This is a genomic window from Deltaproteobacteria bacterium (assembly GCA_029210625.1).
GTDB lineage: Bacteria > Myxococcota > Myxococcia > SLRQ01 > SLRQ01 > JARGFU01.
The window spans coordinates 128,966-145,855 of record JARGFU010000004.1; the positions used below are offsets into that span (position 1 = coordinate 128,966).

Below are 16,890 nucleotides of genomic sequence, written 5' to 3' on the forward strand. Positions count from 1 at the left end.
GGTCAGACCCCGACACAAGACATTTGGACCGGGTCACTTTCCGGGCCAGGAACACAAATGTCATGTGTCGGGGTCTGACCCCATCTGGAGGTCGCGCTCGAGGGAGGCGACGACCTCTCGGAAGGTCTCGCGGTTCTCCTCGCTCATCTCCATGAGGGTGCGGTGGGCGGCGAGCATGACCCGGCCGAGCTCGGCGGGATCGATCGCGCCCGCCTCGACGTGCTCGTCCGCGAGGGCGGGCTCACCCCGCTTGGTCTCGACGATCTCGAAGAAGTCGCGAAAGCCCATGCTCTCGAGGAGCTCGAGGAGCTCGGCCCGATCGCAGACCAGGGTCAGCCGGCCGCCGCGCTGCCTCGCCAGCCGGTTGCCGAAGCGGGCCAGCATGCCGAGGTTCGTGCTGTCGATGCTGGTGGTCTCGCAGAGGTCGGCGACCAGGCCGACGAGCTCACCCTCCTCGAAGAAGGTGCTCATCAGCTTCGTCACCGCCGGGGCCAGCGGGTAGCGGATCTCGCCGACGAAGCGCAGGACGTGGACGCCCTCGTGGGCGCCGTGCAGGACGCGGCCGCTAGGCATGCTGCCCTCGCTGGATGAGCAGGAGGCAGGCGTCGTCCCGCAGCTCGACCGGCTGGGCCAGCCCGAAGGCGCGGATCAGGGCGTCGGCCGTGGTCTCGGGCCGCGAGATCGCCGCCTGGAGCAGGACGCTGCGCCCCTCGTGGACCTCCTCGGGCAGCACCTCGAGGACTCCGTCCGAGACCAGGAGCAGGCGCGCCCCTTGCGGCAGCGAGAGGGTCTCGCTCTCGAAGCGCGCCTCGGGGAAGAGGCCCATGGCGTGGCCCGGCCGCTCGAGGACCTCGACCTTCCCGCCGGCCGCGAGGAGCGGGTAGGGGTACTGCCCGCCGCAGGAGAAGGTGAGGCTGTGCTCCTCGTGATCGAGCACGCCGTAGAACATCGTGACGTGCTTCTCGAGGGGCCGCTGCTGCAGCTCGCGGTCGATCCGCCCGAGGACCCGATCCGGGATGAGGATCGCCGGGTCCCCCTCGTGGAGGTAGGCCTGGCGGTACTGCCGCACCAGGGTGCGGATCATGACGGTGACGAAGGCCGAGGCCGCGCCGTGCCCGGAGACGTCGGCGAGGTAGAAGCCCGCCCGGCGCTCGTCGATGGGGAAGTAGTCGATGAAGTCGCCGGAGAGGTAGATCGAGGGGAAGAGCCGGCGGGTGAAGGTGTAGTCGCCGAAGACCTGGTCGTCGGGGGGCAGGAGCTGGAACTGGATGCGCTTGCCGGCCTCCTGGTCCTCGCGCAGCTGCTTCAGCGCCCCGGCGAGCTTGCCGTTGAGGTGCTCGAGGTGCTGCTGGTGCTCCCGGTTCTGCCGCAGCAGGCGGGCCCGCTCGATGGCCCGGTCCACCGCCGCGGTCAGCAGGGCGATGTCGCTGATGGGCTTCTGCAGGAAGTCCCAGGCGCCCCGCTTGAGGGCCTCGACCGCGTCCCCCATGGAGCCGGCGGCGGTCACCACGATCACCGGCAGATCGGGGAACTCGGTCTGGACCACCGAGAGGAGCTGCAGCCCGTCCATCTGGGGCATGCGCAGGTCGCAGAGGACGACCTCGGGGTGCTCACGGCGGATGACCTCGAGGCCCTCGGCCCCGTTCTCGGCCTCGAGGGCCTCGTGGCCGGCGTGGCGCAGGACGGCCACGAACATCTTCCGGACCATCTCCTCGTCGTCGATCGTGAGGATCCTGCTCGGCTCGCCCATCGAATCGTTCCCCCTGGGGCTCACTCCTCGGCCCGCTGCCCTCAACTTAACAAGGTCGGCCAGGAGCGGCCACGAGACGTTCCAACACAGTAGTCGATCTCCCCGGGGAGTGGTTTAAGGTGCGACCAGGATGTCGGGCAAGCGACCAGAGGCCTTCGGCAAGTACCAGGTCGAGGACCTGATCGCCGAGGGCGGAATGGCCGAGGTCTTCCTCGCGGCCACCCCTCCGCCCGTCGTGCGCCGGGTGGCGGTGAAGCGGATCAAGCCCCAGCACTCGGCCGAGCAGGGCTTCCTCGAGATGTTCGAGGACGAGGCGCGGGTGGCGGCCTGCTTCGATCACCCGAACGTGGTGCGGGTCCTCGACTTCGAGCCGGGTCCCCCGCCCTACCTCGTGATGGAGCACGTGGACGGCCCCGACCTGCGCCGCCTCTTCTGGGAGGCCGCCACCAAGCAGCAGTGGATGCCGGTGCACATCGCCGCGGCCATCGTCGCCGAGGCCGCCCGGGGCCTGCACTACGCCCACACCTGGAAGGACCCGGAGGGCACCCACCTGCAGGTGATCCACCGGGACATGAGCCCGCAGAACATCATGCTGACCCTGGCCGGGGCGGTGAAGGTGCTCGACTTCGGCATCGCCAAGGCCGCGGGCCGCAACACCAAGACCCAGGCGGGGATCATCAAGGGCAAGTACGCCTACATGGCCCCGGAGCAGGTGCGCGGCGAGACCCTCTCCCCCCGCACCGACGTCTTCGCGCTCGGGATCATCCTCTACGAGTCGGTCACCTACAAGAACCCCTTCCGCAAGGACCGCGACGAGCTGACCCTGATCGCGGTGGGCGACGAGACCCCCGAGCCGCCGCGGCAGCTGCGCCCCGACCTGCCCGAGGACCTCGAGGCGATCATCCTCAAGGCCCTGGCGAAGAAGCCCGAGGAGCGATTCCAGTCGGCCCTCGAGCTGGCCGAGGCCATCGACGTCTCCATCGCCAGCCGCCGCCGGCCGGTGCGGCAGGAGCACATCGCCGACTTCCTCCGCGGCATCGACGCCCTGCCCCTGCCCGGCGAGGCCGAGGTCCCGGTGCGCGAGGACGACCGCGAGGTCAGCGAGGCCGACGTCCGCGCCGCCTCGGGGATGATCTCCCAGGACGCGATCGCGAAGGCGGTGGCCGAAGCCGAGGCGAAGAAGGCCAGCGCCCGGGCCGAGGCGCAGGCCGACGCCCTCGAGAAGGAGGCGACCGCCGACGACGCCGCGCCGGCGGACGCCCGGGCCCGGGGCCTGAACGACGAGGACGGCGACACCGGCGCCACCCGCAGCACCGAGCCGGGAGAGGGCGGCGCCTCGCCCGCCGACGCCGACGCCCTCCTCGAGAAGGCCACCCGCATCCAGCAGAAGTACGAGGCGCCGGCCGCCGACGACGGGGAGTACGACGGCTACGGCCCCCTGCGCCCCCTGACCATGCCGGCGATGGCCGTGCCCAAGATCCCCAAGCACCACCGGGACGCGCACATCCCCAAGATGGGTGAGACCGAGGAGGAGTTCGAGGAGGTCGAGGCCTCGCTCCACGATCACCCCATCCCCGAGGACGCGGCCCTGCTCGAGAAGGCCACCCGGATCCAGGAGCGCTACGAGGCCCCCACCCCGGATCCCGAGCCGGGGCCCGAGCCCGCTGGCGAGCTGCCGGCCGAGTTCGCGCCCGCCTCCACGCCCCACGTCCCCCGCCTCGACGCCGTCCGCGGCTCCTACCCCCAGGCCCTGCCCCCCGACTGGAAGCTGCCGGTGATGATCGTGGTCGGCCTGGCCCTGCTCGGCGGGGCGATCGGCGCGGCGCTGGCCTTCCTGGCCGGCTGAGCGCGGACGGCCGTCCCCCGCGGGGTCGATGGTTCGGGCGCGCGGTTCTTCCTGGGTTATGCTCTGCAACTCGTCATGTCGCTGAAGATCCTACTGCTCCAGGCCCGCCGCGCCGACGACCCCATGCGCGAGCAGGAGGTCGGCTGCTTCGTCGCCCAGTCGGGGATCCCCCGGGAGGGCTACACCCCCTGGAACCTCACCGAGGGCCCGCCCACCCTGGCCGAGGTGAGGCGGCACGACGCGGTGATGGTCGGGGGCAGCGGCGACTTCTACGTCTCGAAGCGGGACCTGCCCCACTTCGAGCCCCTCCTCGAGCTGCTGCGGGAGATCGTCCAGGCCCGCCACCCCACCTTCGCCTCCTGCTTCGGCTACCAGTGCCTGGTCGAGGCCCTCGGCGGGAAGATCATCCACGATCCGGACAACCTCGAGGTGGGCACCTTCGAGTGCACCCTCACCGAGGCCGGCCGCGCCGATCCCCTGCTCTCGACCCTGCCCGGGCGCTTCCAGGCCCAGATGGGCCACAAGGACCGGGCGCAGGTGGGGCCCCCCGGGACCGCGAACCTCGCCTCCAGCGAGCGCTCGCCCAACCAGGCCTTCCGCATCCCGGACGCCCCGATCTGGGCCACCCAGTTCCACCCCGAGCTCTCCGGCGACGCCAACCTCGCCCGCTACAAGCACTACCTCAACGGCTACGCCGGGCACCTCACCCAGTCCGAGGTCCAGGCGACCTTCGAGCGCTTCCGGCCCAGCCCCGAGGCCTCGCACCTGCTCAAGGACTTCGTCGACCTGGTCTTCGGCTAGAGCTCCAGCACGAGCTTGCCGGTGGTCCGCCCCGACTCGAGGTCGGCGTGGGCGCGGGCGACCTCCTCGAAGGGGTAGGTCGTCACCGGCGGCGGGCGGATCTCGCCGGCCTCGAGCCAGCCGATCAGGTCGCCCAGGGCGAGCTCGGCCAGGTCGAGGCGGTCGAAGAGGAAGGAGAGGTTGAAGGCCAGCACGCTCTTGTTCTCGGTGGTGAGGTCCAGCGGGTTGAAGCGCGGGGTGCGCAGCCAGTCCGCGGCCAGCTTGGGCCAGCTGGGCTTCGCCTTCCCCTTTGGCAGCATGGTGTGGAAGCCGTAGACCACCAGCCGGCCGGTGGGCCGCAGGTGGGCGTAGCTCGCCCCGAGGGTCTCGATCCCGTTGGCGTCGCAGATCACGTCGAAGCCCTCGGGGGCGATCTTCCGGGCTTCGGCCCAGAGATCCTGGCTCGACTTGTCGATGCAGTGGTCGGCGCCGTGCTCGCGCAGCGCGGCGAGCTTCTCGGGGCGGCCCACCACCCCGGTGACCTCGCAGCCGGCCCGCTTGCCCAGCTGCACCAGGCAGCCGCCGACGCCGCCGGCCGCCGAGTGGACCAGCAGCCTCGCGCCGGGCCGCGGATGGGCCAGCTCGTGGAGGGCGAACCAGGCGGTGACGTAGACCGAAGGGAAGCCCGCGGCCTGGGCGAAGGAGAGGTCCCCGGGGATCGGGCGGGCGAAGACCTCCCGCACCACCACCTGGCTGGCGTAGCCGTCGAAGAGGGTGACGGCGAGGACGCGGTCGCCCACGGCGAAGGCCTTCACTCCCTCGCCCACGGCGCCGACGGTGCCCGCGACCTCGAAGCCGGGGGTGATCGGCCAGCCCACCAGCTCCTTCGCCGAGGCGTAGAGGCCCATCCGTACCATGACGTCGGCGTAGTTGATGCCGGCGGCCCGGACCTCGACGAGGACCTCCCCGGGGCCCGGCGTGAGCGCGGGCGCCTCCTCGAGCTTCAGCCGGTCGTGACCCCCGGCGGCGTGCACCACCACCTTGCGCATCCTCCCTAGATGCGCCCTTCCGGGTCGGATGGCCAGTGCCGGACGGCCCGGGTAGATTCCCGGGGCCTCGAAGATCACGAAAAGGGAGAGCCTCGTGACCCGCAAGACCATCACCCTGAACGTCAACGGCGACGCCTACGAAGTCAGCGTCCAGCCCTGGCAGTCCCTGGCCGAGGTGCTCCGGGAGGAGCTGAACCTCACCGGCACCAAGATCGGCTGCAACCAGGGTGACTGCGGCGCCTGCACCGTCCTCTTCGACGGTCGCCCGGTCAGCTCCTGCCTCACCCTGGCGGTGGAGGCCGACGGAAGGAAGCTGCTCACCATCGAGGGGCTGGCCCGCTCGCCCGCCGAGCTCACTCCTTTGCAGGAGGCCTTCGGGGAGAAGGGGGCCGTGCAGTGCGGCTTCTGCACCGGCGGGATGATCCTCGCCGCCCACCACCTCCTCGAGACCAACGCGTCGCCCAGCGAGGCCGAGATCCGCGAGGGCCTCTCGGGGAACATCTGCCGCTGCACCGGCTACAACAAGATCGTCGACGCCATCGACCACGCCGCGAAGGTGATGGGCGGCGAGAGCGGAGGTGCCGCGTGAGCGTCCTGCCCCGCTTCGAGCACCACGCCCCCACGACCCTCGACGAGGCCCTGGAGCTGAAGGCCTCCCTGGGCCAGCACGTCTGGGTCCTGGCCGGCGGCACCGAGATCATCCCCAAGCTGCGGGCCGGCCGGCCGGCCCCGGATCACCTGATCAGCATCAACGGCATCGAGGATCTGCGCCCGGTCACCTTCGGCCTCGAGGGCGAGACCGACGAGCCGGGCCTCTCCATCGGCGGCGGCGCCCGGGTGCGGGACGTGGCCGATCACCCGGCGGTGCGGGAGCGCTACCCGGCCCTGCTGGCCGCCTGCACCCAGATGGCCACGGTGCAGATCCGCAACATGGCCACCGTGGCCGGCAACCTGGTGAACGGCTCTCCCTGCGCCGACACCGCCGGTCCGCTCCTGGCGAACGACGCGCGGCTCACCCTGGCGGCGAAGGGGGGCGGCCGGGTGGTGGCCCTGAAGGACTTCTTCACCGGCCCCGGCCAGGTCGACCTGCAGGAGGGCGAGATCCTGGTGCGCATCGGCCTGCCGGTGCCGCCCGCGCGCTGCGGCGAGGCCTTCCTGCGCCTCTCGGCGCGCTCGAAGGTGGACATCGCCGCGGCCTCGGCGACCGCCCGCCTGGTGCTGGCCGAGGACGGCCGCATCGAGGAGGCCCGGGTCGTCATCGGCGCGGTGGCCCCCACGCCCCTGCGCTGCCGGGACGCCGAGGCCTCGCTGGTCGGCGAGGTGCCCGGCGACGAGGCCTTCCGGGAGGCGGCCCGCCTGGCCCGGGACGCCGCGCGGCCCATCGACGACGTGCGGGCCACCGCCGCCTACCGCAAGGCGGTGGTGCCGGTGCTGGTGAGGCGAACCCTCGAGAAGGCGCTCGAGCGCGCCCGGGCGGGAGGTGCGGCATGAGCAAGACCAGGGAAACCCCCCCGACGCCAGAGCTTATTGGCGAGTCCATCCCCCGCCTCGACTACCGGGAGAAGGTCAGCGGCCGCACGATCTACACCGACGACCTGAAGTTCCCCGGGATGCTCTACGGGGCGCTCTTGCGCTCGCCCTTCGCCCACGCGCGGATCAAGTCCATCGACGTCACCCGCGCCCTCGCCTTGCCGGGGGTGAAGGACGTCATCACCGGCGCGGACACCCCGCAGGTGAAGTTCGGCAACTGGCGGCTCTTCCCCGAGACCCAGGACGAGCTGCCCCTGGCGGTGGACAAGGTCCGCTTCGTCGGCGACGAGGTCGCGGCGGTCTGCGCCATCGATCGTGAGACGGCCGAGCGGGCGGTGAAGCTCATCGACGTCGAGTACGAGGAGCTGCCGGCGGTCTTCACCGTCGAGGACTCCCTCGCCGAGGGGCACCCCGTGATCCACGAGGAGACGCCCACCAACGTCAGCATCGACCGCACCATCGAGCACGGCGACGTCGAGGCCGAGCTGGCGCGGGCGGACTACGTGCGGGAGGACACCTTCCGGCTGCACGCGGTGAGCCACGGCTACCTCGAGCCCTGCTCCTCGATCGCGCTGCCCGACGAGGGCGGCCGGGTGACCCTCTACACGAGCACCCAGACCCCGTACATCGTGCAGTGCCTCCTCGCGAGCACCCTGCAGCTGCCCGAGAACCACGTCCGGGTCATCAAGACCAACGTCGGCGGCGGCTTCGGCGGCAAGATGGAGCTGCGCAAGTGGGACTTCGCGGCGGCCTTCATGGCGCTGCGCACCGGGCGGCCGGTGAAGTTCACCCTCGAGCGCAGCGAGGAGCTCGCCTTCGGGCGGCGGCGCCACCCGATGGTGATCACCTCGAAGATCGGCTTCACGAAGGACGGCCTGATCACCGGCCGGATCTTCGACGTGCTGCTCGACGGCGGCGCCTACAACGCCATGGGGCCCACCGCCTCCTTCCTGTGCGGCAACTTCGGCGGGATGCTCTACCGCTTCCCGGCCTACCGCTACATCGGGCGGCACGTGTACACGAACAAGACCCCGGCCAGCGCGATGCGCGGCTTCGGGGCCCCCCAGGCGCTCTTCGCCGGCGAGACCCAGATGAACCTCGTCGCCGAGGAGCTGGGGATCGACCCGATCGAGCTGCGCCTGAAGAACGCCGTCGAGCCGGGGCACGTCATCCCGGGCGTGGCCAAGATCGAGAGCTGCGGCTTCAAGGAGAGCCTCGAGCGGGTGCGGGAGATGTCGGGCTGGGAGGAGAAGCGCGCCGCGAAGAAGCCGGGCCGGGGCCTGGGCATCGGCTGCTACTCCTTCATCAGCGGCGGCGTCTTCAACTGGTTCAACACCAAGTACAACTTCGCCTCGGCCGAGGTGCGCCTCTTCGAGGACGGCACCGCCCACCTCCTGACGATGGCCTGCGACATCGGCCAGGGCGCCGACACGGTGCTGCGGCAGATCCTCGCGGCCGAGCTGGGCATCTCCATCGAGAAGATCCGCCTCACCGCCGCCGACACGGCGATCACCCCCAAGGCGGACCTGGGCACCTGGGGCTCCCGCGTCACCCTGATGGTGGGCAACGCGGTGCTGGATGCGGCGCGGAAGATCAAGGAGATGATCATCCCGGTCGTCTTCTCGGAGTACGACCTCAACCAGATCCACGACGTGGGCTTCGCCGGCGACCGGGTCTTCGTGAAGGCCAAGCCCAAGCAGGGGATGCCACTGGCCGAGGCCGCCTACAAGGCCCTGCGCGGGCGCCGGGGCGAGCCGCTGACCGCCTTCGGCGGCTACACGCCGCGCAACGTCGGGCTGATCACGCCGGCCTTCTCCTTCGGGGCGCAGGTCGCGGAGGTCGAGGTCGACGCCGAGACGGGGCTGACCGAGGTGAAGCAGATGTGGACCGCCCACGACTGCGGCACGCCCATCAACCAGATGGCCGTCGAGGGGCAGCTCGAGGGCTCGATCCACATGGGGTTGGGCTATGCGCTCTGCGAGGAGCTGGTCGACCGCGAGGGCCACACCCTCAACGCGAGCTTCCTCGACTACAAGATGCCCGCGGCGATGGACATGCCGCCCAGCGACTCGGAGGAGATCCTCACCTGGGAGCCCTCCGGGCCCTTCGGCGCCAAGGAGGCGGGCGAGGGCCTGGTGAGCCCCACCGCGCCGGCCATCGCCGAGGCCGTCCACCAGGCGGTGGGCGTGCGGATCACCGACCTGCCCATCACCCCGATCAAGATCCTCGAGCGGCTCGCGGGCGAGGACGCATGAGCGAGGCGCTGCCCAGGGAGATCGAGCGCAAGTACCTGCTCTCGGCGCGGCCCGAGCTGCCGGCCGGCGTCGAGAAGATCCACCTCGTCCAGGGCTGGCTGCCGGGCGAGCGGCTGCGCGAGCGGCTGCGGCGCACGACCTTCGCCGACGGCCGGGTGGTCCACCACCGCGCGCTGAAGCTCGGGCGCGGGGTCGAGCGGATCGAGCTCGAGGAGGAGACCACCCCCGAGATCTTCGAGCACCTCTGGGTGCTCACCGAGGGGTGCCGGGTGGAGAAGGAGCGCTACCTCGTCCCGGCGGGGGCCGACGGCCTCTGCTGGGAGATCGACGTCTTCCTCGACCGCGAGCTCTACCTCTGCGAGGTGGAGCTGCCGAGCGCGGACCTGCAGCCCGAGCCGCCGCCCTTCGTCGCCGCGGTCCTCGAGCGCGAGGTCACCGAGGAGCCGGGCTTCACCAACCTCGAGCTGGCGCGCTAGCCGGCGCGCACCACCAGCACGAGGTCGCCGAGGAACTCGGAGGCGTCGTAGCTGGAGAAGACGGGGACCTGGACGAGGCCCAGCTCGTCCTTCGCCTGCTGCAGCTCCTGCTTGCCGACGTGGGGCAGCGTGAGGCCCGCCGGGAGCGCGCCCCACTGCCCCAGGGTCTCGCCCTGGGCGCTGCGCACGACGACGTAGGCGACCCGGTCGGTCTTCTGGAGATCGTCGAGCTTGGACTGCACCTGCTTCTTCTCGGAGAAGAGGATCGCCGGCTCGGCCGAGCGGGCCATGTAGCGGGCGAGCACGGCGCCCCAGGCGAGATCGTGGGAGGCGGGCTCGGCCGCGGAGGCGGGCGCCACCACGTAGCCTCCCGCGCCGGCGTCCCCGTGAGCGCAGGCGGTCGTGAAGAGCGGCAGGGTGGCGACGGCCAGCGCGAGGGTGAGGGGCAGGGTTCTCTCTCTCATGGCGTACTCCAGAAAAATCGAAGAGGGGGAGAGCGGGGCTCTCGGGCACGCTCCGGAATTGCAGCGCCCGTACCAGCGTGGCGATCGGCCCAAGCGCCTGAAATCAGGCCGATCTTCGATCGGCAGCGGAGCCGGTGTTCTCGGATCCGGGTCCCGGGATCGGGACGCCGGCGTCTAGCGGAGGCGGAGCACCAGCACCAGGTCACCGAGGAACTCGGAGTCCTCGTAGCTCGAGAAGACCGGGACCTGGACGACGCCCAGCGCCTCTCTCGCCTGCTGCTGCTCCTCCTTGCCGAGGGCCGGCAGCTCCAGGCCCTCCGGGAGCGCCCCCCACTCCCCGAGGGGCTCGCCCTGGACGCTGCGCACGACGACGTAGGCGATCCGGTCGGTCTTCTGCAGATCGTCCAGCCTCGACTGCACCTGCTTCTTCTCGACGAAGAGGATCGCCGGCTCGGCCGAGCGCGCCATGTAGCGGGCGAGGACCGTGGCCCAGGCGAGATCCTGGGAGGGGGTGGCCTCGGGGGCCGCCTTCACCGCGTAGCCACCGGCGCCCGCGCCGGTGTCGCCGCCGTGGGCGCAGCCGACCGCCAGCAGGGTGAGCAGGGCGAGGCTTGCGATGGGGAGCGGGGCTCTCATGGTGCGTCTCCTGAACCGGTCCGGTCCTTCGACCGGGCCCGAGGAGAGACTACCATATTTATGTAACTTTCTATCCATCATACCTCGAAGAAACCTCCCCCCAAGAGACAACCCACCGAATTCAGGGACATCTGACATTCGGGTGGCACCTATCGGGGCACCTATCGGGGTGCTTCTTCTGAGTGCCGGGCGGCTAGCGGAGGGATTCGGCGAGGGCCTCGCTCTTCTCCCAGAGGGCCTCGGCCAGGGCGTCGTCCTGGGCCGAAGCGGAGGTCTTCGCCGGCTGGCAGTCGGACCAGTACTGGCCGGAGGCGCCCGCCCCGAGCGGGTTCACCGCGAGGAGGCACTGGGTCGCCGCACCCTGGGGGATGCTCTTCACCTTCGCCGGATCCATGGTGGTGAAGAAGGCCTCGGTCTCGCCGGGGTTGTTGCGGCCGAGGTTGGTGCGGATGACCCCGGGGTGGAGCGAGCAGGCGACCTTCGCGCTGCCCTCGAAGCGGCGGGCGAGGCTGCGGGCGAAGAGGACGTTGGCGAGCTTGGACTGACCGTAGGCGGGCCAGGCCGAGTAGGTCGCGGCCATCGAGAGATCGTCGAGCTCGATCCCCACCTCCGGCGCCATGAAGTGGGCGCCGCTGCTGACCACCACCACCCGGCCATCGGCGGCGAGGCGGTCCTCCAGGGCCCGGACCAGGATGAAGTGACCGAGGTGGTTGGTGAGGAACTGCAGCTCGAGGCCGTGCTTCACCGTTCGCTCGGGCAGGGCCATGATCCCGGCGTTGCAGATCAGGGCGTCGATCGGTCGGTCCAGCGCCCTCACCGCGGCCGCCGCCTCCCGGACCGAGCTCGGCTCGGAGAGCTCGCAGGCGATGGGGGTGCCCGCCACGCCGGCGCCCTCGAGCGCCTCCCGGGCCCGGGCCTCGGTGCGGGCGAGCCCGATGACGTGGGCGCCCCGCAGCCCGAGCACCCGGGCGGTCTCCTGGCCGATCCCCGAGTTGCAGCCGGTGACGAGGACGGTCTTGCCCGAGAGATCGAGGCCCTCGGTGACCTCCTCGGCGGTCGAAGAAAACGAGAAGTCGCTCATGACCCCAGACCATGCCCCCGCTCCCTGATAGGTGCCAGCCACTTAGTGGAGGCCGGATTCCAGGGGCTTGGCGGCTTGCCTGCCCCCTCGCCGGGAGCTTGCTAAGTGGCTGGCACCTGTCAGGAGCACCTGTCAGGAGGGTGGACGGGGCGTGGTAGATTGGCTCCTCATCGGGGGTGTGAAGCGGATGCAGCTGCAGTCGAAGATCTCGCCGGGGGTGGCGGTCGCGGTCCTGGGGACGTCGGTCCTCCTCGCGACGGCCTGCGGGCGGGACTTCGCCCTGCCGGTCCTGGTCGACACCCCGGTCCTCGATCTGCTCGTCGAGCCGGAGATCCTGCGGCCGGGGCAGACCCTCTCCATCTCCTTCCGGCCCCTGGTGGAGGGCACCCCCACGGTGACGGTGAACGGCCGCCCCGCCAACCGGGCCGATCCCCTCGCGCACCTCTACACCTACACCGTCGAGGGCACCGAGGGTGAGGTCCTCACCGTGCAGGTCGCCTTCCCCGGCGGGGAGTCGGCCACCGGGCAGGCCTTCGTCGATGCGGTGCCCCCCGAGGCCGCGGCCACCGCCGACCTGCTCCTGGAGATGCGGCCCCGGGGCTCGAACGATCTGCTCTCCGCCGTGGACGGAGCCTTCGCCGGGGACGTCGCCCGGGTGGTGATCTCCGCCGATGCGGCCGGCGAGGAGCTCCTCGCCACCGTGGTGCCCTCCTCGGGCGGCGGCTTCACCGGGCTCTCGGTGGGAGACAACAGCGCGGCCCTCCTCCACGTCCTCGCCGAGGACGCGGTGGGCAACCGCAGCCCGCCGACGGTGATCCCCAACGACATCGCCGCGCCGGCCTTCACCGCCCTGCGCCTCTCCCCCGATCCGCCCCGCTCGGGCGCCCCCTTCCGGATCGAGATCGAGAGTGATCCGGACGTGGCGAGCGCCGACGCCACCTACGATCGAGGCGGCGCCCTGGCCGAGGCCGCCCTGGCCCTCGAGGGCGGCGCCTGGGGGGTGGAGCTCGGGGCCCTCGACTACACCGGCCCCGCCACCCTCTCCCTCGAGCTCATCGACGCCGCCGGCAACCCGGCCCGGCAGGAGCTCTCCCTCGAGGTCGCCCCGCCGGCCGCCCTGGACGAGGCGGCGATCCGCCTGCGGCGGACGAGCCCGGATGCGCCCACCTGGGAGGTCCTCGGCCTCCCGGGCGCCGCCCCGGCCGGCACCGAGCTCGCCGTCTCCCTCCTGGTGGTCGGCTCGAGCTGGGCCCCCCAGGGCACGGCGCTCGTGGGCCCCGACGGCGCCTTCCCCGCCGTCGCCCTCGACCGGGACCTGGCCCCCAGCGACACCCTCGGCCTCGAGGTGCGCCTGCCGGGGACCAGCACCAAGCTCGTCTCCACCTTCCTGAGCCCCGACCGGACCCGGCCCGGGCTGGCCTCCACCCCGGCCGGCCTGGTCGGCGGACCGGCGGCCCCGATCCAGGTGACCTTCACCACCAGCGAGCCGGTGGTCGACGGGGTCACCCTCGTGACCGCGGTGGCCCCCGCCCGGCGCACCGACCCCGGCGGCGAGACGACCGCCCCGGCCTTCGAGTACCTCGTCCCTCCCTCCCATCCGGACGGCGCCCTCGAGGCCACCCTCACCCTGATCGATCGCGCCAACAACGTGGGGGTCGTCCTCCTCGACCTCGTCGCCGACACCACCGGCCCCGCGGTCTCCTTCGACTGGAGCGAGCCCCTCACGCCCCCGACCTCTCTCCTGCCGCCCCCCGACGTCACGGCGACGATCACCGACGGCCACGCCGCGGTCGCCAGCGTGAGCTACCGCGCCTTCCGGGTGGACCTCGGGCAGTGGTGGTCGGGCACCGGCTACGACGCCCCCGCGCCCGTCGATCACCCCATCGCGCTCGCCGCCCTGCCCGACTGGCGCTTCTGGCTCCGGGACCAGGGCCGGCCCGCCGGAGAGCCCCTCCTCGACCTGCCCATCAACGGCCGGATCCGGATCTTCTTCGACCTCGCCGACACGGTGGGCAACACCTCCCGCCACACCTTCACCGCCTCACGCTACGCGAGCGCCGACGTCTTCCAGGAGGGGAGCGGCCGCGGCTGGCTCTCGGCGGCCGCCCTCGCGGGCCCGGTGGCCTGCGCGGTCGGGCGCTCCTACGAGAGCGCCGGCGGCGCCTACGATCCGGGCGGGGGCAGCTTCTTCCTCCTGGGCTCCTCCGACCACGGGGTGACCTGGAGCCGGAAGCCCACGCCCGTCGCGGTGACCGGGGAGAGCCCCTACCCCACGGACCTCGCCCTCGACGACCTGGGCGCCCGCGGGGTGGTCGTCGGCTCCGACGGCCTGGTGCTGACCCTCCGGGCCGGGTGCAGCGCCGACGCGGTCATCGACCTCGGCCTCCAGGGGAAGCTCGCGGCGGCGACCTGGGAGGGTGACACCGCCTGGATCGCCGGGGACGACGGCGTCTTCCGGGGCGATCAGGGCGGCACCCTCTGGACCCCGGTGCTCGACTGGCCTCGCTTCACCGGGATCGTGCGCCTGGGTCCGGGCCGCCTCCTGGCCTCGACCGCCTCCGGCGCCTTCCACCGCTCGACGGACGGCGGCGCGACCTGGAGCGCCCATCAGGTCCTCACCCCCACCCAGGAGATCACGGCGCTGACCGCCGACGACGACGGGATCGCCTACGCCGGCGGCGCCGGCTTCCTCCTCGAGTCCCACGACGGCGGCCAGAGCTGGGCGCCGGTGGCGATGCCCCTGAACATGACCGACTACGGGGTCTGGCAGACCTGGCAGCTCCAGGCCTCGGGGACCCGCGACGGCTTCTGGGCGCTGGTCCAGTACCAGATGGAGAACACCTCGAACCCCGCCTCGCCCTACGTCTACACCGAGTGGTGGTTCGCCAGCCGCGCCGGGGGACCCTGGCTCTGGATGGGGAACTACGGGGACGGCTACTTCCGCTACCGGCGCTCGTCGGTCCTGATGTTCGACACCTACCGGGGCTGGCTCCTGGGCTTCGACGACCAGGCGGGCGAGCCGGTGGTGCTCCTCGAGAGCACGGTGAGCGGCGGACCGCAGGGTTGGAGGTGGTGGCCCTAGGGCGCCTCCTCCGGCCCCGGGCCGAGGAGATCGCTCGGTGACCAGCCCCGCTCCTTGCCGATCCGGACCAGCCGGCTGACGACCGCGATCCAGGCGGGGCTGACGAGGAGCGAGAGGGCGATGATGCCCACCGCGAGGTTGCGGCCGAAGTCGCTGATGAGCCCCGAGCGCCCGCCGACCTCGGCCAGGACGAAGGAGAACTCCCCGACCTGGGCCAGCAGCTTGGCCAGGTGCTCGAGCACGAAGCCCAGGTCGATCATCATCCCCACCGAGACGAAGAAGACCGCCACCAGGAGCACCCGCAGGGGCTCGAGGCTGCGGTGCACCCACTCGGTCTCCCGGGCGGAGGCGACGACGATCCCGGCGACGAAGGCGCCCAGGGCGGTGGAGAGCTGGAAGAGGGCGGTGAGGGTGGCGAAGCCGAAGCAGAGCACGAAGGCCCCGAAGACCTGCAGCTCGTGATCGTCGCGCAGGCGGCTGGCGAAGGGCAGGGAGATCTGTCCGCGGCGCAGGATGAGCGCGACCACGGTGATGATCCCGACGCCCCCCACCACCTGGAGCCCGACGGTGGTGAGATCCTCGGCGCCGGTGGAGAGCAGGCCGATCACCAGGAGCATCGGCACCACGGCCATGTCCTGGACCAGGAGGATGCCCAGGGCGTCGTGGCCGGCCTGGGAGGCGAGCTGCCCCCGGCTACGGAGGATCGAGATCACCACCGCGGTGCTCGAGAGGGAGATGACGAAGCCGAGGAGCACGGAGCGCCCGAGGGGCCAGTCGAGGAAGGCGCCGAGGGCGAGCACCAGCCCGACGCTGGCGAGGATCTGCAGGAGGGTGCCCCCGATCGCGACCTTCCAGTTGGCGACCAGGCGGGGGAGGGAGACCTCCATCCCGAAGAAGAAGAGGAGGAGGACGACCCCGAAGTCCCCGAGCCGGGCGGCCACCGCGGGCTCGGCGAAGATCTCCAGGCCGTGCTCGCCCAGGAGGACACCGGCCAGCAGGTAGACGATGACGTGCGGCTGACGCAGGCGCCGCAGGATCATGCCGAGGACGAGCACCAGCAGGGCCGCCCCGACGACCTTCGGCAGGTAGGGGTCCAGGTGCACGCGCGGGCGCTCCTAGTCCTCGGCGGAGACGGCGCCGGCGAAGAAGCGGCGCAGGATCTGTTGCTCGATCTGGCCCGTCTCCTGGGCCCGGGCCGGCACCCGCAGGTTCAGGGCGTACTCGCCCTCCTTGAGGACCTGGAGGGAGGCGTTGGGATCCACCAGGAAGGACTCCAGGCCGTGCTCACGGGCGGTCTGCTGCATGTCCCGCCGGGCCTCGTCGAGGTAGGGGGCGCAGACCTCCCGGGCGACCTCGAGCAGGCGCGCCTCGGCGGCCTCCCAGGGCTCTCCCTTGCCCACCGGGACCGAGATGATGTGCAGCACGAAGGCGTGAGTGAAGGTCTCGTTGGTGACGGTCTGGGAGAGGAGGAGCGCGTTGGGGAGGATCAGCGCCCGGCCCGTGCGGCGGTGCCAGGGACCGACCTCCAGGAGGGTGGTGGTCAGCGCGCCGATGTCGATGACGTCCCCCCGGATCCCGCCGATGGCGACCCGATCGCCCACGGTGTAGCTGCCCGCGCTGGCGCGCAGGAGCGCCCCGCTGAAGCAGAGGATCAGCTCCTTGGTGGCGATCACGATGGCCGCGGCGATGGCCGCCACCGAGATCGCGAAGGTGCGTAGCTCGGAGGCCCAGACGACGGTCAGCCCCAGGAAGAGGAGCAAGAGCGAGGCCCAGCGCACCTGCACCATCCAGCGCAGCTGCATCTGGTTGCTCGGCCAGTGCACGCGCCTCACGAAGCGAAGGGCGATCACCCGCAGGATGACCACCAGCAAGAGCACGATGCCGGTGGCCAGCAGGTTGCGCAGGAAGCCGCTGTCCTGGAGCAGGGTCTCGATCTCCATC

At 71.6% G+C, this 16,890-nt stretch carries 15 protein-coding genes; 7 read left to right on the forward strand and 8 right to left on the reverse strand.

Features of this window, described 5'->3' with window-relative positions:
• Positions 1-60 precede the first annotated feature (60 nt).
• Both P1V51_05235 and P1V51_05240 read right to left on the reverse strand, forming a co-directional pair.
• Positions 61-573 (reverse strand): STAS domain-containing protein, encoded by a 513-nt coding sequence (locus tag P1V51_05235; protein ID MDF1562425.1) that lies wholly within the window; start codon positions 571-573, stop codon positions 61-63.
• Complete coding sequence (locus tag P1V51_05240) at positions 566-1,750, reverse strand: fused response regulator/phosphatase (GenBank protein ID MDF1562426.1); 1,185 nt, start codon at positions 1,748-1,750, stop codon at positions 566-568. The genes P1V51_05235 and P1V51_05240 overlap by 8 nt, the downstream gene beginning before the upstream one ends.
• A 130-nt stretch (positions 1,751-1,880) precedes the next feature.
• On the opposite strand from P1V51_05240, the gene P1V51_05245 reads away from it, so the two are divergent.
• On the forward strand, positions 1,881-3,596 hold the full coding sequence (locus P1V51_05245) for a serine/threonine-protein kinase (GenBank protein ID MDF1562427.1): 1,716 nt from the start codon (positions 1,881-1,883) through the stop codon (positions 3,594-3,596).
• 75 nt (positions 3,597-3,671) lie between these two features.
• Positions 3,672-4,397, forward strand: a complete 726-nt coding sequence (locus P1V51_05250; protein ID MDF1562428.1) for a type 1 glutamine amidotransferase — start codon at positions 3,672-3,674, stop codon at positions 4,395-4,397.
• Here the strand turns inward: P1V51_05250 and P1V51_05255 are convergent.
• Positions 4,394-5,425, reverse strand: coding sequence for a medium chain dehydrogenase/reductase family protein (locus P1V51_05255; protein MDF1562429.1), 1,032 nt, complete (start codon positions 5,423-5,425; stop codon positions 4,394-4,396). The genes P1V51_05250 and P1V51_05255 overlap by 4 nt on opposite strands.
• Before the next feature lie 94 nt (positions 5,426-5,519).
• On the opposite strand from P1V51_05255, the gene P1V51_05260 reads away from it, so the two are divergent.
• From P1V51_05260 to P1V51_05275, 4 genes are read left to right on the forward strand one after another with little or no spacing between them, the layout of a single operon-like run.
• The gene (locus P1V51_05260; GenBank protein MDF1562430.1) at positions 5,520-6,014 is read left to right on the forward strand and encodes a (2Fe-2S)-binding protein; all 495 of its coding nucleotides are present in this window, start codon (positions 5,520-5,522) and stop codon (positions 6,012-6,014) included.
• Positions 6,011-6,916 (forward strand): xanthine dehydrogenase family protein subunit M, encoded by a 906-nt coding sequence (locus P1V51_05265; GenBank protein ID MDF1562431.1) that lies wholly within the window; start codon positions 6,011-6,013, stop codon positions 6,914-6,916. The genes P1V51_05260 and P1V51_05265 overlap by 4 nt, the downstream gene beginning before the upstream one ends.
• On the forward strand, positions 6,913-9,210 hold the full coding sequence (locus P1V51_05270) for a xanthine dehydrogenase family protein molybdopterin-binding subunit (protein MDF1562432.1): 2,298 nt from the start codon (positions 6,913-6,915) through the stop codon (positions 9,208-9,210). Before P1V51_05265 ends, P1V51_05270 begins: the two co-directional genes overlap by 4 nt.
• On the forward strand, positions 9,207-9,686 hold the full coding sequence (locus P1V51_05275; GenBank protein ID MDF1562433.1) for a hypothetical protein: 480 nt from the start codon (positions 9,207-9,209) through the stop codon (positions 9,684-9,686). The genes P1V51_05270 and P1V51_05275 overlap by 4 nt, the downstream gene beginning before the upstream one ends.
• On the opposite strand, the gene P1V51_05280 is transcribed toward P1V51_05275, so the two are convergent.
• From P1V51_05280 to P1V51_05290, 3 genes are all read right to left on the reverse strand, one after another.
• Entirely contained in the window at positions 9,683-10,150 is a 468-nt protein-coding gene (locus P1V51_05280; GenBank protein MDF1562434.1) for a hypothetical protein, read from the reverse strand. The genes P1V51_05275 and P1V51_05280 overlap by 4 nt on opposite strands.
• 174 nt (positions 10,151-10,324) lie before the next feature.
• The gene (locus P1V51_05285; protein ID MDF1562435.1) at positions 10,325-10,786 is read right to left on the reverse strand and encodes a hypothetical protein; all 462 of its coding nucleotides are present in this window, start codon (positions 10,784-10,786) and stop codon (positions 10,325-10,327) included.
• Positions 10,787-10,979: 193 nt separating this feature from the next.
• Positions 10,980-11,867 carry an SDR family oxidoreductase gene (locus P1V51_05290; GenBank protein MDF1562436.1) on the reverse strand — a complete coding sequence of 296 codons (888 nt, stop codon included), beginning with the start codon at positions 11,865-11,867 and terminating at the stop codon, positions 10,980-10,982.
• Between the two features lie 151 nt (positions 11,868-12,018).
• On the opposite strand from P1V51_05290, the gene P1V51_05295 reads away from it, so the two are divergent.
• Complete coding sequence (locus P1V51_05295) at positions 12,019-14,949, forward strand: hypothetical protein (protein ID MDF1562437.1); 2,931 nt, start codon at positions 12,019-12,021, stop codon at positions 14,947-14,949.
• Here the strand turns inward: P1V51_05295 and P1V51_05300 are convergent.
• Positions 14,946-16,052, reverse strand: coding sequence for a cation:proton antiporter (locus P1V51_05300; GenBank protein ID MDF1562438.1), 1,107 nt, complete (start codon positions 16,050-16,052; stop codon positions 14,946-14,948). The genes P1V51_05295 and P1V51_05300 overlap by 4 nt on opposite strands.
• A gap of 12 nt (positions 16,053-16,064) precedes the next feature.
• Entirely contained in the window at positions 16,065-16,889 is an 825-nt protein-coding gene (locus P1V51_05305; GenBank protein ID MDF1562439.1) for a mechanosensitive ion channel family protein, read from the reverse strand.
• Between the last annotated feature and the right edge of the window lies 1 nt (position 16,890).